This is a genomic window from Kitasatospora purpeofusca (assembly GCF_042691725.1).
GTDB classification, from domain to species: Bacteria; Actinomycetota; Actinomycetes; order Streptomycetales; family Streptomycetaceae; genus Kitasatospora; species Kitasatospora purpeofusca_B.
Window position 1 is genome coordinate 2,249,932 of record NZ_CP170483.1, and the last position, 22,698, is coordinate 2,272,629.

Genomic DNA, 22,698 nt, shown 5'->3' on the forward strand with positions numbered 1-22,698 from the left:
GGCCGGGGCGATGACCGGGGCAGCGGCCACCGTCCTCAGGTCCCCGCTCACAGCAGGAACCCCGCGCCGAGGGTGTCCTGCGGGTCGAGTACGAAGCGGTGCTCGCCGGTGCGGTGCGCGGTGCCGGTCACCTCGGTGACCACGCCGTCGCCCCACGGGTCGCCGCCGGCCAGCACCCGCCCGCCGAAGACGGTGCCGACGATCGACTCGTGCCGCAGCTCCTCGCCGGGCACCAGCCGCTGCTCGGCGGCCAGGATCGCCAGCCGCGCCGAGGTGCCGGAGCCGCACGGCGAGCGGTCGATCTGGCCGTCCGCGAAGACGGTGACGTTGCGCTGGTTCAACCTGCCGTCCGCCGAGGGGAGTTCGTCGTACAGGATGACCCCGTAGACGCCCGACAGCCGCGGGTCCACCGGGTTCCGCACCGCCGGGGAGCCGGCCAGTGCGGCCCTGATCTCCCGCCCGATCGCGGTGAGTTCGGACAGCTGCCCGAGGCTCACCGAGAGGCCGAGCGCGGCGGCCGGCACCGAGGCGTAGCAGGCGCCGGAGTGCGCGACGGCCACCTCGACGGTGCCGCGCGAGGTCTCCACCGGCAGCTTCAGCTCGCTGACCCAGGAGGGCACGTTGCGGAACGTCACCCCGGTGGTCCGCCCGGCGGCCCGGTGGACCAGCGCGGTGACCCGGCCGGACGGCACGTCGATCCGCACCCGGGCGACGCCGTAGTCGGGCGCCGTGACGAGCCCGGAGTCGACCGCCCAGGCGCCGAGCGCGATGGTGCCGTGGCCGCAGGCGGTCGAGTAGCCGTCCTTGTGCCAGAACAGCACGCCGAGGTCGGCCTCGTCGTCGTCCGGCGGCACCAGGAAGCCGCCGTACATCCCGGCGTGGCCGCGCGGCTCGCGGGTGAGCAGCTGCCGGATGTCGTCCAGCGTGCTCGGCCGGGGCGCGGTCGCGGTGCCGCCGGCGCCGATCGCGATGGCCCGCCGCTCGGAGACGGTGTCACCGGGGATCACCGGCGCACCGGCGACGACGATCCGGAACGGCTCGCCGGCCGTGTGGTAGTCGACGGTGTCGACCTGCAGGGCCTCGCCCTCGGTGGGCTGCGCCGTCATCAGGCACCCCCGGCGGGCAGCAGGGTGACGGTGCGGCTCTGGGTGTAGAAGTCCAGCGCCGCCTGCCCCTGCTCGCGGGCGCCGTGGCTGGCGCCCTTGGCGCCGCCGAACGGCAGGTGGAAGTCGACGCCGCTGGACGGCGCGTTGACCCGGATCATGCCCGCGTTCAGCCGGTCGGCGGCGGCCAGCGCCGCGTCCAGGTTCCGGGTGTGCACCGAGGCGGACAGGGTGTACGGGGTGTCGTTGGCGATCGCGATCGCCTCGTCCAGGTCGGCCGCCGCGTGCAGCACGGCGATCGGGCCGAAGAACTCCTCGCGCCGCAGCGGGTGGTCGTCCGGCACCCCGGCGACCAGGGTCGGGTCCAGGTACCAGCCGTCCCGCTCCGGGACGCCGCCGCCGGTCAGCACCTCGGCGCCGACCTCCTGGGCGGAGGCGACGGCCGCGGTGATCTCGTCCCGGGTGGCCTCGTTGATGACCGGGCCGCAGGAGGTCTCGTCGACCGCGGCGAGCGCCTTGACCAGCGCGGCGCGCAGCGGCTCGTACGCCTCGCCGACCGCGACGACCCGGCTGGTGGCGGTGCACTTCTGGCCCGCGTAGCCGGCGATCGCGTTGGCGAGGTGGGCGGCGGCCTGGTCGATGTCGGCGTCCGGCAGGACGATCGCCGCGTTCAGCCCGCCGAGTTCGGCCTGCACCGGGATGCCGCGCTCGGTGGCGGTGCGGACGACCTGTCGGCCGACCCCGGTGGAGCCGGTGAAGGAGACCACGTCGGCCGCGGCGACCAGGGTGCCGCCCTCGGCGCCGCCGCCGGGCAGCACGGTGAAGACGTCCGCGGGCAGCCCGGCCCCGGCGATCAGCTCGCCCAGCCGCCGCGCGACGCCGATCGCCTCGGAGGAGGGCTTGAGGACGACGCTGTTGCCGACGGCCAGCGCCGGGGCGGCCTTCCAGGTGGGGATCGCCAGCGGGAAGTTCCACGGCGTGATCAGCCCGGCGACCCCGTAGGGGCGGCGGCGGGTGAGCAGCAGGCCGGGCCCGCCGGCGGTCTCGTGCACCTCGCCGGAGGCGGCGAACGGCGCCTGCGCGTAGTAGCGCCAGATCGCGGCGGTGCGGGCGACCTCGCCGCGCGCCTCGGCGATCGGCTTGCCGACCTCGCGCACCACCAGCTCGGCCAGTTCCTCGGCGTGCGCCTCGACCGCCTCGGCGATCCGGGTGAGCGCGGCCGAACGGGCGCCGGCGCCGGCGGCGAGCCAGCCGGACTGCGCGGCGCGGGCACGGGCGACAGCGGCCTCGACGGCTTCGGTGCCGGGGCGGGGCGCCTCGGCGACGAGGTCCGCGGGGTCGGCGGGGTTGTACGAACGGATCGTCACGGGGGGCAGCCCTTCGGGGGATTCGACGGGAGGGGTGGAGACGGGAGGCGGCGGGCGGTCAGAGCAGGAAGCCGGCCGGGAACGGGTCGGTGGGGTCGAGGAAGTACTGGGCGGTGCCGGTGACCCAGGCCCGCCCGGTGACGGTCGGCACCACCGCGGGGCGCCCGGCCACCTCGGTCTCCTCGACCAGGCGGCCGATGAAGGTGGTCCCGATGAAGGAGTCGTTGCGGAAGTCCCGGTCGAGCGGCAGCTCGCCGCGGGCGTGCAGCTGGGCCATCCGGGCGGAGGTGCCGGTGCCGCAGGGCGAGCGGTCGAACCAGCCGGGGTGGATGGCCATCGCGTGCCGGGAGTGCTCGGCGGTGGAGCCGGGGGCGAGCAGCTGGACGTGGTGGCAGCTGTGGATGGACGGGTTCTCCGGGTGCACCGGGCGGTCCGGTCCGGCGTTGATGGCGTCCATCAGGGCCAGGCCGGCGTCCAGGATCTCCTGCTTGCGCTCCCGCTCGAACGGCAGGCCGAACTCGGCGAGCGGCAGGATCGCGTAGAAGTTGCCGCCGTAGGCGAGGTCGTAGCCGACCGTACCGTAGCCGGGGACCTCGATCTTCCGGTCCAGCGCCACCGAGTAGGACGGCACGTTGCGGATGGTGACCGCCTTGGCGGCGCCGTTCTCCACCGCGACGTCCGCGATCACCAGGCCGGCCGGGGTGTCCAGCCGGACGGTGGTGACCGGCTCGACGACCGGCACCATGCCCGTCTCCACCAGCACGGTGGCCACGCCGATGGTGCCGTGGCCGCACATCGGCAGCAGGCCGGAGACCTCGATGTAGAGCACGCCCCAGTCGGCGTCCGGCCGGGTCGGCGGCTGCAGGATGGCGCCGCTCATCGCGGCGTGGCCGCGGGGCTCGTACATCAGCAGGGTCCGGAAGTGGTCCAGGTGCTGCTGGAAGTGCACCCGGCGCTCGGCCATGGTGGCGCCGGGGATCACACCGAACCCACCGGTGATGACCCGGGTGGGCATGCCCTCGGTGTGCGAGTCGACGGCGTGGAAGACGTGACGGCTGCGCATCTGCTGACGCTCCGTGGGGTGGTGGGAAGGTGGATGAAGGGGCCCGCCCGAGCAAGTGCGAGCGAGCCGAAGGGGCGCGCCCTAGCACAGGAGCCGAGCCCCAAAAAAGGCGAGCCCTCCAGGGGGCCGGCTGCCGCCGCAGCCGGCCCGTCCCGGACATCGGCACTACGGGGTGCGGGTCAGGCGAGGCCCTCGGCCAGCGCCTTCTCGGTGGCCGCGCGGACGGCCGCCTCGATCTCCGGGGTCAGCGGCAGGCGCGGCGCCCGGGTCGGACCGCCGGGGCGGCCGGCGATGTCCATGGAGAGCTTGATCGCCTGGACGAACTCGGTCTTGGAGTCCCAGCGCAGCAGCTGGTGCAGCGCCTTGTACAGCGGCAGCGCGGTGCCCAGGTCGTGGGCGACGGCGGCCTTGTACAGCGCGACGCTCGCCTCGGGCAGCGCGTTGGGGTAGCCGGCGATCCAGCCGACGGCGCCGGCCAGGGCCAGCTCCAGCAGCACGTCGTCGGCGCCGATCAGCAGGTCGAGGCCCGGGGCCAGCTCGGCGATCTCGTACGCCCGGCGGACGTCGCCGGTGAACTCCTTGACCGCGACGATCGAGCCCTCGCCGTGCAGCTCGGCGAGCAGCGACGGGACGAGGTCGACCTTGGTGTCGATCGGGTTGTTGTAGGCGACGATCGGCACGCCGGCCTTGGCGACCTCGGCGTAGTGCCCGCGGACGGCGGCCCGGTCGGCGCGGTAGGCGTTCGGCGGCAGCAGCAGGACGGAGCCGGCGCCGGCCTCGGCGGCCTGCTCGGCCCAGCGGCGGGACTCGGCGCTGCCGTAGGCGGCGACACCGGGCATCACCCGGGAGCCGTCGCCGGCCGCCTCGACGGCGACCTCGACGACCTTGGCGCGCTCCTCGGCGGTCAGCGTCTGGTACTCGCCGAGCGAGCCGTTGGGGACGACGCCGTCACAGCCGGACTCGATCAGCCAGCGGACGTGGTCGGCGTAGGCGTCGTAGTCGACGGAGAGGTCCGGGCGCAGCGGGAGCGTGGTGGCGACCATGATGCCGCGCCAGGGCCGGATGGTGTCGTGCGGGGTCTGGGACACAGGTGACTCCTTGGTGAGGTGTGACATTTTATTAGAGGGCGCGCGGCGGAGACAAGAGTCCCCGCCGGACAATTTCGGGCGGACCGGGGCGGGCCGGGCCTGATGGGCCCGGTCCCGCCCGGTCACGCCCCGTTCGGGCCCGGTCAGGGCCCGAACGGGCTCACTCCCGCTCGTCCCGCTCGTTCCGCTCGGCCGCGAGTTGCCCGAGCGGAACGGGACAGGAGAACGGCCGGCTGTCGGCACTGGACTCCTTGGGCACGGCCCCGCCGCCCGCCAGGCAGGCCACCGCCGGACCGCACATCCGGCCCTGGCACCAGCCCATCCCGGCCCTGGTCAGCAGCTTGACGGTGCGCGCGTCGCCCGCGCCCAGCTCGTCCACCGCCTCGCGGATCCGCCCGGCCGGGACCTCCTCGCAGCGGCAGACGTCGGTGTCCTCGCGCAGCCAGTCGGTCCAGCCCGGTCCGGGCCGGTGGGCGGCGGCCATCAGCTCGGCGAAGGCCCGCAGCCGGGAGCGCCGGCGCAGCAGCGCGGTGCGCACCGGCCGGTCGGCGACCGCGTGCGCGGCCAGCTCGCCCTCGGCGATCGCCAGGTCGGCGCCGCCGACCCCGCAGGTCTCACCGGCCGCCCAGAGCCCGGGGACGGTGGTCCTCAGGCGGGCGTCGACGCTGAGCGCGGCCGTCCCGTCGGGCGTGCTGCGGGTGGCCGCGCCCAACTCGGTGGCCAGTTCGATCTGCGGGACCAGGCCGTGACCGACGGCGAGCGCGTCGCACTCGATCCGCCGCTCACTGCCGGGCACCGGACGCCAGGCGGCGTCCAGTCGGGCCACCGTGACGGCGGTGACCCGGTCCGTGCCGTGCGCCTCGACGACCGCGCTGCGCGGCCGCAGCCGCACGCCGTGGCGCAGCAGCGCGGAGCCGTGCCCGGCGCCCTCGACGAGCTTGGCCGGAACGGCGGCCAGCACGCCGGGGCGCCGGGCGTACCCGAGGTACGCGGTGGCCTCGACCACCGCGGGCACCTCGGCGCCGGCGGTGACCAGGGAAGAGGCCGCCGCGAGCAGCAGCGGGCCGCTGCCGGCCACCACGATCCGCCGCCCGGGCAGCACCAGGCCGGCCTTGAGCATGGCCTGCGCGCCGCCGGCGGTCACCACCCCGGGGAGGGTCCAGCCGGGGAAGGGCAGCTGCCGCTCGTACGCGCCGGTGGCGAGCAGGACGGCGGCGGACCGGACGGTGGCCCGGTCGTCGGCGTCCGGGCCGGTGGTGGCGTGCAGCCGCCAGTCGCTCTCCCCGGTGCGCTCCAGCGCCCACACCTGGTGGCCGACCAGCAGGTCGACGCGGCCGGCCGCGCGGTGGGCGGCGAGCCGGTCGGCGAGGCCGGTGTAGACGGACCAGCCGTGGTGCAGCCGGTCGGGCCGGCCGGCGCCGAGGCCGGGGGCGGGGTGGCGGTAGTACTGCCCGCCGGTGCTCCGGCCGGCGTCGACCAGGGCGCAGCGCAGCCCGAGGTCGGCGGCGGTCACGGCGGCGGCGAGGCCGGCCGGCCCGGCGCCGATCACCGCGAGGTCGTAGGGGTCCGGCCCGCCGGACAGGGGCTCAGACGTCGAGGTCGGCACGGCCGTGACCCTCCTGGGTGGTGACGGTGGTGCCGGGCTCGGCCGGCAGCAGGCAGGTGCGCTGGTTGGGCCGCCCGTCGACGGTGGCCAGGCAGTCGAAGCAGGCGCCGATCCCGCAGAACGCCCCGCGCGGCCGGCCGCCGACCCGGGTGGTGCGCCAGGCCAGCACGCCGTCGGCCCACAGGGCGGCGGCGATCGTCTGCCCGGGCAGCGCGGGCACGGGGCGGCCGTCGAAGTCGATGGTGTGCGCGGGCCCGGGTTCGGCCCGGACCAGCTCCGCGGGGGTGCGGCTACGGCGCATGGGTGGGGGTTCTCCGTTCAGCTCATGAGCCGATCGTGGGATGGTCGGGAGGGCCTCAGGCGGCGTCGTCCCCGGCCGGGAAGCGGTCGGCCCGGAAGGGCGCGAGGCCGAGGTCCGGCTCCTTGCCGGTGAGCTGCTGGGCGATCAGCAGTCCGGTGGCCGGGGCCAGGCCGATGCCCGCGCCCTCGTGGCCGCAGGCGTGGTACAGACCGGCCACCCGGGGGTCGGCGCCGATCGCGGGCAGGTGGTCCGGCAGGTACGGGCGGAAGCCCCGGTAGGCGCGCATCACGCTCACCCCGGCCAGCACCGGGAAGAGCGCGGCGGCCTGGGCGGCCAGCCGGTGCAGCACCTCCACCGAGAGCGTCCGGTCGAAGCCGACCCGCTCGCGGCTGGCGCCGATCAGCACCGGCCCGCCCGGGGTCCCCTCGACCACGGCCGAGGTCTGCAGCTCGGCGGAGCCGCTGGCGACGTCGGCCACGTAGTCGGCGGCGTACACCTTGTGCCGGACGATCCGCGGCAGCGGCTCGGTGACCAGCACGAACCCGCGCCGCGGCAGCACCGGCAGCCGGACGCCGGCCAGCGCGGCCAGCTCGCCGCCCCAGGTGCCGGCGGCGTTGACGACCGCGGCCGCCGGGATCCGCCGCCGCTCGGTCTCGACGCCGCACACGGCGCCGTCGGCGCCGAGCCGCACGGCCCGGACGGCCTCGCCGGTGTGCAGCCGGGCACCGGCCCGGCGGGCGGCGCGCAGCAGGTGGGCGGCGGCCAGCGCGGGCTGGACCTGGGCGTCCTGGGGGTACAGGAACCCGCCGGCCAGGCCGGGCGCGAGGTGCGGCTCCAGCTCGTTCAGCCGCTCGGCGGGGATCTCCTCGGCGCTGACGCCGACCGCCGTCTGCTCGGCGGCGAAGGCGCGCAGCGCCTCCTGCCGGGCGGGCGTGCCGGCGACCACCAGGCCGCCCTTGGCCTCGTACTCGACGGCGGCGCCGAGTTCGTCGGCGAGTTCGCGCCACAGGCCGGTGGAGTACAGGGCGAGGTCGAGCTCGGGGCCGGGCTCCTTGTCGGAGACCAGCAGGTTGCCCTCGCCGGCACCGGTGGTGCCGCCGGCGACCGGGCCGCGGTCGACGACGTCGACGGCGAGGCCGGCCCGTGCGGCGTAGTACGCGCAGGCGGCGCCGACGACGCCGGCACCGACCACGACGACGTCGGGGAGTCTCTGGGAGTGGGACACGGCAGTAATATGTCACATGCCATCGAACCTGCCAAGACCACCCACCCGGAACGGGCCAAAAGCACGGAAAAGCCCCGGCCCGCCGCTCCGTAGCGGCGGGCCGGGGCTCGCGGACCTCAGGTCGTCGACCGGCTCAGGTGATGTCGTCCATCTGCTCGTGGCGGGCGGCCGGCACCTGGGCGGAGGCGCTCGGCGTGCCCGACGCCGCGATCGCCTCGCTCTGCGCGACCGGCGCCACCGAGAGGTCGACGTGCGAGGCCTCCTCGTCGCTCAGCGCGAGGTCCGGGTTGCGCCGGGCCCTGCGCCGGTCGTTCAGCACCGCCACGCCGACCGCGAGGAAGTACAGCCCCCAGATCGGCGCGGCCAGCGCCAGCATGGTGAGCGGGTCAGCGCTGGGCGTCGCGAAGGCGGCGAACACGGTGATGCCCATCACCATGCCGCGCCACCAGCCCAGCAGCCGCTTGCCGGTGACCATGCCGGTCAGGTTCAGCATGACCAGCAGCAGCGGGAACTCGAAGGCGAGGCCGAAGATCAGCACCAGCCGGGTCGCGATGTCGAAGTAGTCCGCGGGCGGCAGGATCGGCGTGGTCTGGTCCGGGGTGAACGAGATCAGCACCTCGACGGTCAGCGGCAGCAGCAGGATCGCCAGGGTCACACCGGCCAGGAACAGCGGCGCGCCGCACAGCATGAAGACGACCGTGTACTTGCGCTCGTGCTTGTGCAGACCGGGCGCCACGAAGGCCCACAGCTGGTACAGCCAGATCGGGACGGTCGCGACCACACCGACCGTCAGGGCGACCTTGAGCATCCAGTTGAAGCCCGCGGTCAGGCCGATGGTCGAGACCTGCGCGCACTTGCCCTTGGTGGTGGTGATGGTGTCCGGGGTGCACTGCGGCAGCGGCTTGAGCAGCAGCGTCTCGATCTGCTTGTGGAAGATCAGCGCGACGATCGTGATCAGCACGATCGCCAGGACCGACTTGACCACGCGGTTCCGCAGTTCCCGCAGGTGGTCGGCGAGGGCCATCCGCCCCTCGGGATCCTTGGGCGTCTTCGACGCCTTGGTGAGCTTGCTCAACCCCGGTCCTCAACTCGTGCGTCGGGGCCCGCCGGTCGACGGGCCTCCAGTGGTCGCGCGTACCGCGCGTTCAGCGCGCCCCGGTGTCCGGGGCGGACTGCCCTGCGGACTGCTCGGTCACCGGGCGGGCGGTCGCGGACGCGCCCGGGGCGGACTGGATGGTCCTCGCCGTACCGCCGTCGGCCACCGCCGGGGCGGGCGGCGCCGGGGTGTCGGCACCGTCGGTGCGCATCGCCTTCGCCTCGCTCTTGAGGATCCGTGCCGACTGGCCGAGGGAACGCGCCAGCTCCGGCAGCCGCTTGGCGCCGAAGAGCACGATGGCAATGACCGCGACCAGGAGGATCGCGGTGAACGAGACCCGCATGCTCGACCACCTTCAGTCTCGGCGGCACCGACGGGCCGCCCGCTGCGGGGATGGTAACCGCTGCGGGTGACGCCGTGACGACGGCCGCCCGAACAGGACAGCGGCCCCCGTTCGCGCTCAGGAGCCAACTGAGAGCGTAACGCGCCCCCACCTCCGCGCAGCAGCCCCCGGTGTCCACCGTTCGACATTCCCGACGGGTCCGCGGCCGTCCGCCGCGCTCCGTGCGCCGGGGCGGACGCTGCGTACGCCGGGCCGCGGCGGCCCCGCCGCGCCGTCAGCCGCGGCCCGCCGCCGTGGCCGCGAGGTCCCCGGCCGCCTCGGCCAGCGCCCGGGAGGCGGCGTCCACGCCCTTCGCCAGCGCGCGCACGTCCAGCCAGAGCCGGACCGCGAGGACGCCGAGCACCAGCAGGCCGGCGGTGGCGAGGAGGACGGCGGCGACGAGCATCCAGGACATGGCCCCAGCCTAGCGGGCCCCGCTCACCCCTCGGCGGGCACCAGCCGCATGGTCCGCACCCCGGCCCCGGTCAGCGCCGTGACGATCTTCTCCCCGGCGGGCTTGCGCACCGCCGCCCCGCACAGCGGACACCCGAAGCTGTAGTGCGCCTGCGCCGCCGTGCGGCCGAACGTCAGGCGGAACGCCTCGACCGGCAGCTCCACCTTCTCCCGGCACTCCGAGCAGTACACCTTGAATCTGGTACCGGGCTCCACGGCTCAGACCAGCCCCTCCCCGTAGTGCGCCAGCGCCTCCAGCGCCGCCGCCCGCGCCTGCTCCGCCGGCTCCGGCGGCGAGACGATCCGCCCGTCGCGGCCCAGCCGCAGCGCCAGCGGGCGCAACTGCGAGGGGTCGGCGCTGCGCAAGGTGATCCGCAGTCCGCCGTCGGGCAGTTCCTCGGCCCGGTCGTGGGTGTAGTACTCGGCGACCCAGCGGCCGCCGGAGGAGACCTCGACGACCACCTCGGGGTCGTCGGCGGAGGGGTTGACCAGCCCGCCGGAGAGATCGCGCGGCTCGCGCCTGGGCGGGTCGGCGGGGACGTCCAGGACCTTGATCTCGGCGACCCGGTCGAGCCGGAACATCCGGTGGTCCTCGGAGGTCCGGCACCAGGCCTCCAGGTAGGTGTGGCCCTCGGTGAGCAGCCGGATCGGGTCGACCTCGCGCTCGGTCATGCCGCCGCGGCCGTGCGAGTAGTACCGCAGCCAGAGCCGGCGGCCCTCGCTGAGCGCGCGGTCGATGTCGGCGAAGACGTGGCTCTCGGCCTCGAAGGTGACGCCGACCCGGGCGCTGCCCTCGGCGCTCTCCCCCGCCGCGTTCTCGATCTTGGCGACGGCCCGGGTGAGCGCCTCCCGGTCGCCGGCCCGCAGGCCGGGCAGCCCCGCGACGGCGCGGGCGGCGACCAGCAGCGCGGTCGCCTCGTCGGCGGCCAGCCGCAGCGGCTGGGCGACGTCGTCGACGTTGTGCCACCAGATCCGCTCGCCGTCGGTGTCGATGTCGAGCAGGTCGCCGCCGCGGAAGCTGGTGCCGCACATCGGCAGCACGTTGAGGTCGCCGATCAGCTCGCGCTCGCTGATGCCGAAGGCGCGGGCCACCTCGGCGACCTCGGCGCCGGGGCGCTCACGCAGATAGGTGACCAGCGACAGCATCCGCCGGGTCTGGTCGATCGCGTTGCTCATGCGTCCACCTCGCTACGCTCGGCCGGCGCTTCGCCCAGCGCGCACCTTCCGATGATCTGCCCGCTCATGCCCGCACACCCTCCACCGCAGTGCCGGCCACCGCGCGCAGCCGGTCGATGACGTCGGCCCGCAGCTCCTCGGGGCCGACCACCAGCACGTCCGGCCCGAACTCGGCGAGGTCGGCGCCGAGCCCGTTGCCGTACGGGATCTCCAGCTCGTCCCAGCTGTCGTCGGTCCGCCGGGTGGCGAGCGCCTTGGTGCGCAGCGGGAAGCCCGCGCCGCGGCGGACCCTGACCACGGCGGTGGCGGTGGCGCCCTCGCCGGCGAACTTGGCGACGGTCGCGCGGACGTCCACGTGCTCGGGCACGGTGCCGAGGAAGGCGCCGGACCGGGCGCGGACCTTGCCGGTGATCCGGCTGAGCCGGAAGACCCGGGCGTCCTCGCGGTCGCGGTCCCAGCCGGCCAGGTACCAGTGGCCGCGCCAGCACTCCAGGGCCCAGGGCTCGACACTGCGCTGCTCGACGGCGGCGGCGCCGGCCTTGCGGTACTCGAAGGTGACCGGGCGGCGGTCGCGGGCGGCGGTGAGCAGCGGTTCGAACGCGGCCTCGCGGGCGGGGATGCGCGGTTCGAGGGCGGGGCGGCGCTCGGTGTCGGTGAAGGGGACGCCGGCGGCGCGGAGCTTCTGGAGCGCGCCGCTGGCTGCGCCGCTCATCTTGGCCTGCTGCCAGACCCGGGCGGCGAGGGTGAGCGCGGCGGCCTCCTCGGCGTCGAGGGCGATCTCCGGCAGGCGGTTGCGGTCGGCGCGGGCGAGGTAGCCGAGTTCGCCGTCGAGCGCGTTCTCGTCGACGTCGATGACCAGCCCGAGTTCGCGCAGGTCGTCCTTGTCCCGCTCGAACATCCGGTTGAAGGCTTCCTCGCTGCTGTGCTGCCAGGCTTCGCGGTAGGCCTCGATGGACTCCCGCAGCTCCTTCTTGGAGAGCGGACGTCTGGTGTTCATCAGGCACAGGGCGAGATTCATCAGCCGCTCTGCCTTGGCGATCGCCATCGCTGACCCTTCCGGTGTGCCGCGCCACGCGCGGGGTGCGCCCGCCGGGCGTCGTCGTGGACCCGGCGGGACCGACCGTACCGGTAGCGGTACGCACGGCAAAAGCCGAGTCCGCCCACACGTGGGGCCGCACCCCGCGGACGGGGTGCGGCCCTGGGCGATCAGCGTCCTCAGACGGAGATCAGGTCGACCACGAAGATCAGGGTCGAGCCCGCCGGGATGAGCGGGCTGGGCGACTGGTTGCCGTAGGCCAGGTGCGGCGGGATGACCAGCTCGCGGCGGCCGCCGACCTTCATGCCGGCGACGCCCTGGTCCCAGCCCTTGATGACCCGGCCGCCGCCGAGCGGGAACTTGAAGGTCGAGCCGCGGTTCCAGCTGGCGTCGAACTCCTCGCCGGTCGCGTAGGTCACGCCGACGTAGTGGACCTCGACGACCTGGCCGGGCTTGGCCTCCTCGCCGGTGCCGACGGTGATGTCGCGGATCTTCAGCTCGGTCGGCGCGTCACCGACGGGGAAGTCGATCTCGGGCTTGCTCACTAGTGCCTCATCTCACGGTTGGTTCGTTCCATGACCAAGCGGCGGGCGCCCGCACCACGGTCCGTTACCGGACCACGGTACGGGCGCCCGCCGCCCGTCCGGGCCCGGCCACGCGGCCGGGCCCGAAGGTCACACGCACACCATTGTCACCCGAAAGTGGATCAGCCCTGACCGGCGTCGAGGATGTCCACGACGAAGACCAGCGTGGAGTTGGCCGGGATCTCGTTCTGGGCCTGGTCCTTGTAGCCGAGCGAGGCCGGGATGACGAGCTCGACCCGGCTGCCGATGGTCTGGCCCTCCAGGCCCTGGTCCCAGCCGGCGATGACCTGGCCGCCGCCGAGCGGGAAGGAGAACGCCTGGCCCTTGCTCAGCGAGGAGTCGAAGACCTTGCCGTCCTTGTACAGGGCGCCGGTGTACTGGACGAGGATCTTCTCGCCCTTCTCGACCTTGCGGCCCTCGCCCTTGATCAGGACGTGGCTCTTGAGCTCGGTCGGGTCGGCGGCGCCGGGCACCGGGGTGATCTCGGCGGGCTTCTTGCCGTTGTCCTTGACCTGCGGGAAGTCCGCGGGCGGCGGGGTCACGGTGCCGCTGACGACGGCGTCGGGGGCGTTGGTGTTGCGGATGTCGATGACGAAGATCAGGTTGTCCTTCGCCCCGATGGACATGCTCGGGTTGCCCTGGGCGCCGAAGGCGGCGGCCGGCGGCGCGACGACGAGCAGCCGGGAACCGGCCTTCTTGCCGACGACGGCCTGGTCGAGCGCCGGGATGAGCGCGTCGGTGCCGGCCTGGAAGATCTGCGGCTTGCCCTTCTCGTCGTACGAGGAGGGGATGTCCTTGCCGGTGTTCCAGTCCTTGCCGGTGTAGTCGACCGAGGTCCAGGAGTTCTTCTCGACCTTGGGGCCGTTGCCCTCGGAGAGGACCTTGACGACGAAGCCGCCGTCGGCCTGGTCGGTGGGCACCTCGATGTTCGCCTTGGTCCCGAAGTCACCGGTGACGTTGGGCAGCACCTTGGCGCTGTCCTTGATCGGCGGGACGGGGTCGGGGGTCGGCGTGGCCGGGGCCGACTTGGCGGCGTCCGGCTTGGCGGCGGCGTCGTCGGACGAGCCGTCCTTGTTCACCAGGTACAGGGTGACGGCGCTGCCGATCAGCAGGACGCCCAGGACCGTGCCGAGGATCACGCCGAGCCGGCCGACCTTGCCCGGGTTCTCGTCGTACCCGGCCTCGGAGGTGTCCTGGCGGCGGACGGTGGAGGCGAAGATCTGCGGGACGTCCTCGGTCTTCGTCCCCGCGGTCCGCGGCGCTTCCCCCGACCCGCCCCACCCGGCCTGCTGCTTCAGGATCGCCGGGGGGACGACGATCGACTCACCGTCGCCCGGGAGCGGGCCGCCGGGCCGCGAGTCGGCCGGGTCTCCGGCAGAGTTACCGTGCGCGGTACCGGACCCGCCCGGGCTCGACGCTTTCTCAGACATGACTCCCCATCCATCTCGCCACGAGGTCTTCGAGGTCTACGGCCGGCGTGGTGGCGCCGGGGTGCTGTCGCACTGCCCGCCCGGACCCCGGACGCCGGCGGCGCCTACCACAGTGCGAGGGCAGTATGACAGGTCAGGATGAGGGCGGGCGCTAGCCCGTGCGAGCGCCCGCCCAAGCGTACGGAATCCCCCCGGGCTCGAACCAGCCCGCGCAAAGGATCTCCGCGAATCCGTGCGGATCCGTGCGGATCCGTGCGCGTCCGGGCGGCCGGCACGGATCCGCCGGACGCTACACGGCCTCCAGGATGTCCACGACGAACACCAGGGTCGAGTTCGGCGGCACGGAGCCCTGCGCCTGGTCCTTGTAGCCGAGCGCCGGCGGCACCACCAGCAGGACCCGGCTGCCGACGTTCTGGCCGACCAGGCCCTTGTCCCAGCCCTCGATGACGCTGCCGGTGCCGATCTGCAGCGCCTGCGCGCCGCCGTGGCTCCAGGAGGAGTCGAACTGCTGGCCGTTGCTCCACAGCACCCCGGTGTACTGCACGACCAGGGTCTGCCCGGACTTCACCTGCTTGCCCTCGCCCTTGATCAGCACGGCCTGCTGGAGGTCGGTCGGCGGGGCCTGCCCGGCCGGCACGGTGATGGTGACGGCGGCCTTGCCGTTGTCCTTGACCTGCGGCAGGTTCGCCGGCGGCGGCGTCATGGTGCCGGAGAGCGTGGCGTCCGGCGGCAGGCTCTCCATGATGTCGAGGACGAACACCACGGTGTCGCCGGGGCCGACGCCCAGCTGGGTGGAGCCCTGGGTGCCGAACGCGGCGGCCGGCGGCGCGACGACCAGCAGCCGGCTGCCGACCTTCTTGCCGATCACGCTCTGGTCGAAGGCCGGCACCAGCTGCCCGCTGCCCGCCTGGTAGAGCTGCGGCTTGCCGCCGGAGTCGTAGGAGCTGGGCAGGTCCTTGCCGGTGGTCCAGTCCTTGGCGGTGTAGTTGACCGTCACCCAGTCGCCCTTGTTGACCGCGGAGCGGTCCCCCTCGCTGACGGTGTTCACCACGAACTGCCCGCTGGGCTGCTGGCCCTCGGGAATGGTGATGGTGGCCTTGCTCCCGAAGCCGCCGCCGGACAGCGTCGGCATCGGCGAGGCCTCGTTCACCGGGGCGGGCACGGTGGGCGCGGCGGTCGGCGACGCCGTGGGCGTGGCCTCGCCGGCGGGCTTGGTGGAGCTGCTGCAGGCCACCGCCAGCAACAGGGGCAGGGTGAGAAGCAACCCGGCGGTGCGGCGCACGGCGTTCCTAACTGTCGGTCAAAGTCGGCTCTCCGGACTCGACGGACAGCGTATGCGCAGACGGCGCCCGGCCCCGGTAGACACCACCGGGACCGGGCGCTGCGAAGATCACACCGATGGAGGACGCGGGCCGCACGCCGCTCCCCCGTCCGCGCGCCGGTCACATGCCGGCGATGAGCTTCTCCACCCGCTCGTCGACGGACCGGAACGGGTCCTTGCAGAGCACGGTGCGCTGCGCCTGGTCGTTCAGCTTGAGGTGCACCCAGTCGACGGTGAAGTCGCGGCGCTGCTCCTGCGCCCGGCGGATGAAGTCGCCGCGCAGCCGGGCCCGGGTGGTCTGCGGCGGGATCGACTTGGCCTCGAAGGTCTTGAGGTCGGTGGTCACCCGCTGCGCCTGGTTCTTGGCCTGGAGCAGGTAGAACAGGCCGCGGCGGCGGTGGATGTCGTGGTAGGCGAGGTCGATCTGGGCGACCCGGGGGTTGCTCATGCTCATCTGGTGCTTCTCGCGGTAGCGCTCGATGAGCTTGTACTTCATGATCCAGTCGATCTCGGTGGCGACCCCGTCGAGGCGTTCGGTGCGGACCGCCTCCAGGGTGCGGCCCCACAGGTCGAGGACGCGCGCGATGGTCCCGGTGTTGATGCCCTTGCGGTCGGCGAACTCCAGGGCCTTGGTGTAGTACTCCTCCTGGATGTCGAGCGCGCTGGCCTCCCGGCCGTTGGCGAGCCGGACCTGGTGGGTGCCGGTGAGGTCGTGGCTGACCTCGCGGATCGCCCGGATCGGGTTCTCCAGGGTGAGGTCGCGCATCACCACGCCGGCCTCGATGAGCCGCAGCACCAGGTCGGTGGAGCCCACCTTGAGCAGGGTGGTGGTCTCCGACATGTTGGAGTCGCCGACGATGACGTGCAGCCGGCGGTAGCGCTCGGCGTCGGCGTGCGGCTCGTCGCGGGTGTTGATGATCGGGCGCGAGCGGGTGGTCGCCGAGCTGACGCCCTCCCAGATGTGCTCGGCGCGCTGGCTGACGCAGTAGACCGCGCCGCGCGGGGTCTGCAGCACCTTGCCGGCGCCGCAGATCAGCTGCCGGGTCACCAGGAACGGGATGAGCACGTCGGCCAGCCGGGAGAACTCGCCGTGCCGGGCCACCAGGTAGTTCTCGTGGCAGCCGTAGGAGTTGCCGGCGGAGTCGGTGTTGTTCTTGAAGAGGTAGACGTCCCCGGCGATGCCCTCCTCGTGCAGCCGCCGCTCGGCGTCGACCAGCAGGCCTTCGAGGATGCGCTCGCCCGCCTTGTCGTGCGTCACCAGCTCGACGACGTCGTCGCACTCGGGGGTGGCGTACTCGGGGTGGGAGCCGACGTCGAGGTACAGGCGGGCACCGTTGCGCAGGAACACGTTGCTGCTGCGGCCCCAGGAGACTACGCGGCGGAAGAGGTAGCGGGCGACCTCGTCCGGGGACAGCCTGCGCTGCCCGCGGAACGTGCAGGTGACCCCGTACTCGTTCTCCAGCCCGAAAATTCGGCGGTCCATGGGCCATCCATTCTCTGATGGGAGCTGTCCGAAACCGCCTCCGCGAAAGCCCGTCCGGGCCGCCGCAGGGGCACCGGGGTCCCGTCCGGCCGCCGTCGCCGGCCGCTGGACGGGACCCCGTGGGCACTACTGGTCGGAGTCGCCGGGCGGGGTGGCCGCCCGCTTCTCCGTTCCGTCCGTGTCGTCCGAGTCGTCCGACTCGGCGGACTCGTCGCCGTCGAGCAGCCGGGCGAGCTGGCCGCCCAGGATCCGCTTGAACTTGCGCTGCTGGAAGCGCTGGCGGTCCAGGACCGCCACCTCCAGCTGGTCGGGGGTGAGGGCGCGCGGGGCGCCGCCGTTGGGGTCGCGGGCGAGCGAGTCCACCGCGACCTTGATGGCCTCGGTGAGCGAGAACCCGCTGCGGTGCCGCTGGCCCAGGTAGTTGCCGATCGAGTCGGCGTTGCCGCCGACCACCACGTAGTTCTTCTCGTCGACGACCGAGCCGTCGGGGGTGAGCCGGTAGATCTGGTCGTCGTCGCCGGTGCGGCCGACCTCGGCGACGATCAGCTCGACCTCGTAGGGCTTCTCGCCGACCGAGGAGAAGATGGTGCCGAGGGTCTGGGCGTAGACGTTGGCCAGGCCCCGGGCGGTGACGTCGGCCCGGTCGTAGGTGTAGCCGCGCAGGTCGGCGTAGCGCACGCCGCCGATGCGCAGGTTCTCGAACTCGTTGTACCGGCCGACCGCCGCGAAGGCGATCTTGTCGTAGATCTCGGACACCTTGTGGAGCGCCCGGGAGGTGTTCTCGGCGACGAAGACGATGCCGTCGGCATAGGTGAGCACGACCACGCTGCGACCGCGCGCGATGCCCTTGCGGGCGTACTCCGCGCGGTCCGCCATGGCCTGCTGGGGGGAGACGTAGAACGGTGTCGACACCGGCGGTCGTCCCTTCCTTCCTCAGTTGATGGCTAGAGCAGCGGGGCCTGCGGCCCGTTGGGGTGGGCCAGGCGCTGGTCGGTGATGGAGACGGCGATCTCGGCGACCTCGGCCTCGGTGAGCCGGCGGAAGCCGTCCTCGGTGATCAGCGAGACGATCGGGAAGATCTTGCGGGCGAGGTCGGGGCCGCCGGTGGCGGAGTCGTCGTCGGCCGCGTCGTAGAGGGCCTGGACGACCATGGTGGAGGCCTGCACGGCCGTCAGGTCCTCGCGGTGGAGCTTCTTCATCGAGCCGCGGGCGAAGACCGAGCCGGAGCCGGTGGCGGCGAAGCCGCGCTCCTCGGAACGGCCGCCGGTGACGTCGTAGGTGAAGATCCGGCCGCGGCCGAGTTCGAGGTCGTAGCCGGCGAACATCGGCACGACCGCGAGGCCCTGCATCGCCATGCCGAGGTTGCCCCGGATCATGGTGGTGAGCCGGTTGGCCTTGCCCTCCAGGGAGAGCACGGTCCCCTCGATCTTCTCGTAGTGCTCCAGCTCCAGCTGGAACATCCGGACCATCTCGATCGCGAGGCCCGCGGTGCCGGCGATGCCGATCGCGCTGTACTCGTCCGCCGGGAAGACCTTCTCCATGTCCCGCTGGGCGATCATGCTGCCCATGGTGGCGCGGCGGTCACCGGCGAGGACCACACCGCCGTCGAAGACCGCGGCGACGATGGTCGTGCCGTGCGGGGCCTCGATGACGCCCTCGGGCAGACGGGACCGACCGGGGATCAGCTCGGGCCGGTGGGCCTCCAGGAAGTCGAGGAACGACGAGGACCCCGGGGTCAGGAAGGCAGCCGGTAGACGCCCGGTGCCACGAGTGTTGGCTTCCACACGATTCCTTCCAGGTAGCTTGAAGCGCGCACTGCCCGCACCCTACCCGCCGGACGATCACTGTCCAGCACGGCGGAGGGCCGGACCGGACGGACGGACGGCTCCCGCCGCCCGCCCGCCGTCATCGGTCGCAACCGTGAATTCCCGGAATGCCGCCGGGCAACCGCCCGGATTCCGACCGGGACTACTGTCCGCCCTTTTGCACGAACTGCCGCACGAAATCCTCGGCGTTCGATTCCAGGACCTCGTCGATTTCGTCCAGAACCGCGTCGACGTCGTCGCTCAGCTTTTCCTGGCGCTCCTTGAGCTCGTCCGAATTCTGCGCTTCCGCGGCCTGCTCCTCGACCTCCTCGGAGGAGCGGTTCGCCCGCTGCTGGCCGCCGCCGGTGTCCTTGCTCGCCATTTACCTCACCCCGCTCGATCGTCTGGCACGGTTTGGTCGTTGCTTGCTGCACCGACCCTATACACAAGGTGCGACAACCCGCTTCCGGTTTGCCGGTGGCGCTTCCTGTCCAACACCCGCCGTCACCCCGGATGATTCCCATTTGCCCGGCGTTCACCCATGGTGATCGATAGTGACCGGTCAGCCGCCGGAGAGCACCCGGAGCAGGTCCTCCGCGGTGCGGCAGCGGTCCAGCAGTTCCTTGACGTGGTTGCGGGTGCCGCGCAGCGGCTCCAGGGTGGGCACCCGCTGGAGCGAGTCGCGGCCCGGCAGGTCGAAGATCACCGAGTCCCAGGAGGCCGCCGCGACGTGCTCGGCGTACTGTTCCAGGCAGCGCCCCCGGAAGTACGCCCGGGTGTCCTCCGGGGGCTTGGTGACGGCCCTGGCGACCTCCTCCTCGGTCACCAGCCGGTCGAACCGGCCACGGGCCACCAGGCGGTTGTAGAGGCCTTTCTCGGGCCGTACGTCGCTGTACTGGAGGTCGACCAGCTGCAGCCGCGGGCTGTCCCACTCCAGGGCGTCCCGGCTGCGGTAGCCCTCCAGGATCTCCCGCTTGGCGATCCAGTCCAGCTGGCGCGAGAGCGACATCGGGTCCCGCTCCAGGCGTCCCAGTACGTCCTCCCAGCGGGCCAGCACGTCCACGGTCTGCTCGTCGGCGTCGGTGCCGAAGCGGTCCTCGACGTACTTGCGGGCCAGCTCGCAGTACTCCAGCTGGAGCTGGACGGCGGTGAGCCGGCGCCCGCTGCGCAACGTGACCAGGTGCTTCAGGGTGGGGTCGTGGGAGATCCGGTGCAGGGTGCGCACCGGCTGGTCGACGGCCAGGTCGGAGGTGATGAAGGCGTCCTCGATCATGGCCAGGACCAGCGAGGTGGTGCCGAGCTTGAGGTAGGTGGAGATCTCGGAGAGGTTGGCGTCCCCGATGATCACGTGCAGCCGGCGGTACTTCTCGGCGTCGGCGTGCGGTTCGTCCCGGGTGTTGATGATCGGCCGCTTGAGCGTCGTCTCCAGGCCGACCTCGACCTCGAAGAAGTCCGCGCGCTGGCTGATCTGGAAGCCGTGGGCGGAGCCGTCCTGCCCGACGCCGACCCGGCCGGCGCCGGTGACCACCTGGCGCGAGACGAAGAACGGGGTGAGGTGGCGGACGATGTCGGCGAACGGCGTCGCCCGCTTCATGAGGTAGTTCTCGTGGGTGCCGTAGGAGGCGCCCTTGTTGTCGGTGTTGTTCTTGTACAGGTGGATGTTCTGCCCGTTGGGCAGCTCCAGCGCGCGCTGTGCGGCGGCCGCCATGATCCGTTCGCCGGCCTTGTCCCAGAGCACGGCGTCGCGCGGGTTGGTCACCTCGGGCGAGCTGTACTCGGGGTGCGCGTGGTCCACGTAGAACCGCGCGCCGTTGGTGAGGATGACGTTGGCGAGGCCGATGTCCTCGTCGGTCAGCTGGCTGGCGTCGGCGACGTCCCGTGCGAGGTCGAAGCCCCGGGCGTCGCGCAGCGGATTCTCCTCCTCGAAGTCCCATCGGGCGCGCCGTGCCCGGTGCATCGCCGCCGCGTACGCGTTGACGATCTGGGACGAGGTGAGCATGGCGTTGGCGTTGGGGTGCCCGGGAACGGAGATCCCGTACTCGGTCTCGATGCCCATCACGCGCCGTACGGTCATGCGGCCCTCCTTGCCCGGTGCGCCGCCCCCGGCGGGCGGTCCACACTGACGTACCGCTGAACAACACCGACGCCGGCCGTCTGCCCGCGAACGGTGGGTCGAGCCTAGAACGCGGCACCGACCGGCGGGCCCCGAGACGCGCCGTCCGGCTGCGGGGCCGCGAGGCGCCACAGCCGGACGGGGTGCGAGCGTTCCGGGAGGCCCGGACCGGTTCGGTTACAGGTACTGCCCGGTGTTGGCGACAGTGTCGATGGAGCGGCCGGACTCGGCGCCCTGCTTCCCCGTGACCAGGGTGCGGATGAAGACGATCCGCTCGCCCTTCTTGCCGGAGATCCGGGCCCAGTCGTCCGGGTTGGTGGTGTTCGGCAGGTCCTCGTTCTCCTTGAACTCGTCCACGCAGGCGTTGAGCAGGTGGGAGACCCGCAGGCCCCGCTGGCCGTGGTCGAGGTAGTCCTTGATGGCCATCTTCTTGGCCCGGTCGACGATGTTCTGGATCATCGCGCCGGAGTTGAAGTCCTTGAAGTACAGGACCTCCTTGTCACCGTTGGCGTAGGTGACCTCCAGGAAGCGGTTCTCCTCGGTCTCGGAGTACATCCGCTCCACCACCGACTGGATCATCGCGGCCACCGTGGCCTCGACGGAGCCGTCGTGCTCCTTGACGTCGTCCGGGTGGAAGGGCAGCGAGTCCTTGAGGTACTTGGAGAAGATGTCCTTGGCCGCCTCGGCGTCCGGGCGCTCGATCTTGATCTTGACGTCCAGGCGGCCCGGCCGCAGGATCGCCGGGTCGATCATGTCCTCGCGGTTCGAGGCGCCGATGACGATGACGTTCTCCAGGCCCTCCACGCCGTCGATCTCGGCGAGCAGCTGGGGGACGATGGTGTTCTCGACGTCCGAGCTGACGCCGGAGCCGCGGGTGCGGAAGAGCGACTCCATCTCGTCGAAGAAGACGATGACCGGGGTGCCCTCGCCCGCCTTCTCCCGGGCCCGCTGGAAGACCAGGCGGATCTGCCGCTCGGTCTCGCCGACGTACTTGTTGAGCAGCTCGGGGCCCTTGATGTTGAGGAAGTAGCTCTTCCCCTGGGGCCGGCCGGTGACCTCGGCGACCTTCTTGGCCAGCGAGTTCGCCACCGCCTTGGCGATCAGCGTCTTGCCGCAGCCGGGCGGGCCGTAGAGCAGCACGCCCTTGGGCGGGCGCAGCTCGTACTCCTTGAAGAGCTCGGCGTGCAGGTAGGGCAGCTCGACCGCGTCGCGGATCAGCTCGATCTGGTTGGCCAGGCCGCCGATCTGGCGGTAGTCGATGTCCGGGACCTCCTCGAGGACCAGCTCCTCGACCTCGGCCTTCGGCACGACCTCGTACACGTAGCCGGAACGCGGTTCCAGCAACAGGGCGTCCCCCGCCCGGAGGGTGGCCTCGCGCAGCGGTTCGGCGAGGCGGACCACCCGCTCCTCGTCGGTGTGGCCGATGACCAGGGCCCGCTCGCCGTCCTCCAGGACCTCCTTGAGGGTGACGAGGTCGCCGATGCGCTCGAAGGCCATCGCGTCCACGATGTTGAGGGCCTCGTTGAGCATCACTTCCTGGCCGCGCCGCAGCTCGTCGAGGGCGACGTTGGGGCTGACGTTCACACGAAGCTTGCGGCCGCCGGTGAAGATGTCGGCGGTGTCGTCCTCGTTGGCGCTGAGGAAGACGCCGAATCCGGCCGGGGGCTGTGCCAGCCGGTCCACTTCCTCCTTGAGGGCCACGATCTGGTCGCGGGCCTCACGCAGGGTGGAGGCGAGCCGTTCGTTCTGGGCGGTCACGCCGGCCAGGTTGGTCTGGAGCTCGACGATCCGCTCTTCGAGGATTCTCGAATTGCGCGGCGAGTCGGCGAGCTTGCGGCGCAGGACGGCGATTTCCTGCTCAAGGTACGAGAGCTGAGCGGCCTCGTCGGAACCACGAGCGGGCCTGCCGGTGCTGCGGTTGTAGTCGTCATCGTGGGCTGCCACGGTCCTCACCTCCTCCGGGGAGCTGGACGCTTCCAGACCCTACCTGGGACCAGGGGTCCGTAAACCCCTAGATCAAGAAAGATGGAACGGGCGTGTCCGATCTTCGCCCTCGCGTGCTTCCC

General features: G+C 72.6%; 22 protein-coding genes. All 22 read right to left on the reverse strand.

Features of this window, described 5'->3' with window-relative positions:
• Positions 1-47: 47 nt before the first annotated feature.
• The 22 genes from ACFCLZ_RS09045 to arc all read right to left on the reverse strand — a co-directional run bounded on the left by ACFCLZ_RS09045 (position 48) and on the right by arc (position 22,576).
• On the reverse strand, positions 48-1,106 hold the full coding sequence (locus ACFCLZ_RS09045; protein ID WP_380284280.1) for a proline racemase family protein: 1,059 nt from the start codon (positions 1,104-1,106) through the stop codon (positions 48-50).
• Entirely contained in the window at positions 1,106-2,470 is a 1,365-nt protein-coding gene (locus ACFCLZ_RS09050) for an aldehyde dehydrogenase family protein (RefSeq protein ID WP_380284281.1), read from the reverse strand. Before ACFCLZ_RS09050 ends, ACFCLZ_RS09045 begins: the two co-directional genes overlap by 1 nt.
• 58 nt (positions 2,471-2,528) lie before the next feature.
• Complete coding sequence (locus ACFCLZ_RS09055; protein WP_380284283.1) at positions 2,529-3,533, reverse strand: proline racemase family protein; 1,005 nt, start codon at positions 3,531-3,533, stop codon at positions 2,529-2,531.
• 179 nt (positions 3,534-3,712) lie between these two features.
• Positions 3,713-4,576, reverse strand: coding sequence for a dihydrodipicolinate synthase family protein (locus ACFCLZ_RS09060; protein ID WP_380286124.1), 864 nt, complete (start codon positions 4,574-4,576; stop codon positions 3,713-3,715).
• Positions 4,577-4,781: 205 nt separating this feature from the next.
• On the reverse strand, positions 4,782-6,227 hold the full coding sequence (locus tag ACFCLZ_RS09065) for an FAD-dependent oxidoreductase (protein WP_380284284.1): 1,446 nt from the start codon (positions 6,225-6,227) through the stop codon (positions 4,782-4,784).
• On the reverse strand, positions 6,208-6,528 hold the full coding sequence (locus tag ACFCLZ_RS09070) for a (2Fe-2S)-binding protein (RefSeq protein ID WP_380284285.1): 321 nt from the start codon (positions 6,526-6,528) through the stop codon (positions 6,208-6,210). Before ACFCLZ_RS09070 ends, ACFCLZ_RS09065 begins: the two co-directional genes overlap by 20 nt.
• Before the next feature lie 55 nt (positions 6,529-6,583).
• Complete coding sequence (locus tag ACFCLZ_RS09075) at positions 6,584-7,753, reverse strand: NAD(P)/FAD-dependent oxidoreductase (RefSeq protein WP_380284286.1); 1,170 nt, start codon at positions 7,751-7,753, stop codon at positions 6,584-6,586.
• 133 nt (positions 7,754-7,886) lie between these two features.
• A complete protein-coding gene (gene tatC, locus ACFCLZ_RS09080) occupies positions 7,887-8,828 on the reverse strand; it encodes a twin-arginine translocase subunit TatC (RefSeq protein WP_380284287.1) in 942 nt (313 codons plus the stop codon).
• Between the two features lie 70 nt (positions 8,829-8,898).
• On the reverse strand, positions 8,899-9,192 hold the full coding sequence (tatA, locus tag ACFCLZ_RS09085; protein ID WP_380284288.1) for a Sec-independent protein translocase subunit TatA: 294 nt from the start codon (positions 9,190-9,192) through the stop codon (positions 8,899-8,901).
• A 274-nt stretch (positions 9,193-9,466) separates the two neighbouring features.
• Positions 9,467-9,646 (reverse strand): hypothetical protein, encoded by a 180-nt coding sequence (locus tag ACFCLZ_RS09090; RefSeq protein ID WP_380284289.1) that lies wholly within the window; start codon positions 9,644-9,646, stop codon positions 9,467-9,469.
• Between the two features lie 23 nt (positions 9,647-9,669).
• A complete protein-coding gene (locus ACFCLZ_RS09095) occupies positions 9,670-9,900 on the reverse strand; it encodes a hypothetical protein (RefSeq protein ID WP_376087294.1) in 231 nt (76 codons plus the stop codon).
• 3 nt (positions 9,901-9,903) lie between these two features.
• Positions 9,904-10,860: a helix-turn-helix transcriptional regulator gene (locus ACFCLZ_RS09100; RefSeq protein WP_380284290.1), complete on the reverse strand. Its 957-nt coding sequence runs from the start codon at positions 10,858-10,860 to the stop codon at positions 9,904-9,906.
• 64 nt (positions 10,861-10,924) lie between these two features.
• A complete protein-coding gene (locus ACFCLZ_RS09105; protein ID WP_380284291.1) occupies positions 10,925-11,905 on the reverse strand; it encodes a helix-turn-helix transcriptional regulator in 981 nt (326 codons plus the stop codon).
• A gap of 170 nt (positions 11,906-12,075) precedes the next feature.
• A complete protein-coding gene (locus tag ACFCLZ_RS09110) occupies positions 12,076-12,441 on the reverse strand; it encodes an FKBP-type peptidyl-prolyl cis-trans isomerase (RefSeq protein ID WP_380284292.1) in 366 nt (121 codons plus the stop codon).
• A gap of 161 nt (positions 12,442-12,602) precedes the next feature.
• Positions 12,603-13,910: an FKBP-type peptidyl-prolyl cis-trans isomerase gene (locus ACFCLZ_RS09115; RefSeq protein ID WP_380284293.1), complete on the reverse strand. Its 1,308-nt coding sequence runs from the start codon at positions 13,908-13,910 to the stop codon at positions 12,603-12,605.
• Positions 13,911-14,199: 289 nt separating this feature from the next.
• Positions 14,200-15,192 (reverse strand): FKBP-type peptidyl-prolyl cis-trans isomerase, encoded by a 993-nt coding sequence (locus ACFCLZ_RS09120; protein ID WP_380284294.1) that lies wholly within the window; start codon positions 15,190-15,192, stop codon positions 14,200-14,202.
• A gap of 160 nt (positions 15,193-15,352) precedes the next feature.
• Positions 15,353-16,714 (reverse strand): Pup--protein ligase, encoded by a 1,362-nt coding sequence (gene pafA / locus ACFCLZ_RS09125; protein ID WP_350545455.1) that lies wholly within the window; start codon positions 16,712-16,714, stop codon positions 15,353-15,355.
• A gap of 126 nt (positions 16,715-16,840) precedes the next feature.
• Positions 16,841-17,626: a proteasome subunit alpha gene (prcA, locus tag ACFCLZ_RS09130; protein ID WP_380284295.1), complete on the reverse strand. Its 786-nt coding sequence runs from the start codon at positions 17,624-17,626 to the stop codon at positions 16,841-16,843.
• Between the two features lie 32 nt (positions 17,627-17,658).
• Positions 17,659-18,498, reverse strand: coding sequence for a proteasome subunit beta (gene prcB, locus ACFCLZ_RS09135; RefSeq protein WP_380284296.1), 840 nt, complete (start codon positions 18,496-18,498; stop codon positions 17,659-17,661).
• A gap of 184 nt (positions 18,499-18,682) precedes the next feature.
• Positions 18,683-18,901 carry a ubiquitin-like protein Pup gene (locus ACFCLZ_RS09140; RefSeq protein WP_030299936.1) on the reverse strand — a complete coding sequence of 73 codons (219 nt, stop codon included), beginning with the start codon at positions 18,899-18,901 and terminating at the stop codon, positions 18,683-18,685.
• A gap of 180 nt (positions 18,902-19,081) precedes the next feature.
• Complete coding sequence (dop, locus tag ACFCLZ_RS09145) at positions 19,082-20,593, reverse strand: depupylase/deamidase Dop (protein ID WP_380284297.1); 1,512 nt, start codon at positions 20,591-20,593, stop codon at positions 19,082-19,084.
• 216 nt (positions 20,594-20,809) lie between these two features.
• Complete coding sequence (arc, locus tag ACFCLZ_RS09150; RefSeq protein ID WP_376087280.1) at positions 20,810-22,576, reverse strand: proteasome ATPase; 1,767 nt, start codon at positions 22,574-22,576, stop codon at positions 20,810-20,812.
• Between the last annotated feature and the right edge of the window lie 122 nt (positions 22,577-22,698).

Excerpts from the sequence above, each read along its gene's own strand:
- ACFCLZ_RS09045 (WP_380284280.1), bottom strand. The coding sequence starts at position 1,106 with ATGACGGCGCAGCCCACCGAGGGCGAGGCCCTGCAGGTCGACACCGTC.
- ACFCLZ_RS09055 (WP_380284283.1), bottom strand. The coding sequence starts at position 3,533 with ATGCGCAGCCGTCACGTCTTCCACGCCGTCGACTCGCACACCGAGGGC.
- ACFCLZ_RS09060 (WP_380286124.1), bottom strand. The coding sequence starts at position 4,576 with ATGGTCGCCACCACGCTCCCGCTGCGCCCGGACCTCTCCGTCGACTAC.
- ACFCLZ_RS09070 (WP_380284285.1), bottom strand. The coding sequence starts at position 6,528 with ATGCGCCGTAGCCGCACCCCCGCGGAGCTGGTCCGGGCCGAACCCGGG.
- tatA (WP_380284288.1), bottom strand. The coding sequence starts at position 9,192 with ATGCGGGTCTCGTTCACCGCGATCCTCCTGGTCGCGGTCATTGCCATC.
- ACFCLZ_RS09090 (WP_380284289.1), bottom strand. The coding sequence starts at position 9,646 with ATGTCCTGGATGCTCGTCGCCGCCGTCCTCCTCGCCACCGCCGGCCTG.
- ACFCLZ_RS09100 (WP_380284290.1), bottom strand. The coding sequence starts at position 10,860 with ATGAGCAACGCGATCGACCAGACCCGGCGGATGCTGTCGCTGGTCACC.
- ACFCLZ_RS09105 (WP_380284291.1), bottom strand. The coding sequence starts at position 11,905 with ATGGCGATCGCCAAGGCAGAGCGGCTGATGAATCTCGCCCTGTGCCTG.
- ACFCLZ_RS09115 (WP_380284293.1), bottom strand. The coding sequence starts at position 13,910 with ATGTCTGAGAAAGCGTCGAGCCCGGGCGGGTCCGGTACCGCGCACGGT.
- pafA (WP_350545455.1), bottom strand. The coding sequence starts at position 16,714 with ATGGACCGCCGAATTTTCGGGCTGGAGAACGAGTACGGGGTCACCTGC.
- ACFCLZ_RS09140 (WP_030299936.1), bottom strand. The coding sequence starts at position 18,901 with ATGGCGAGCAAGGACACCGGCGGCGGCCAGCAGCGGGCGAACCGCTCC.
- dop (WP_380284297.1), bottom strand. The coding sequence starts at position 20,593 with ATGACCGTACGGCGCGTGATGGGCATCGAGACCGAGTACGGGATCTCC.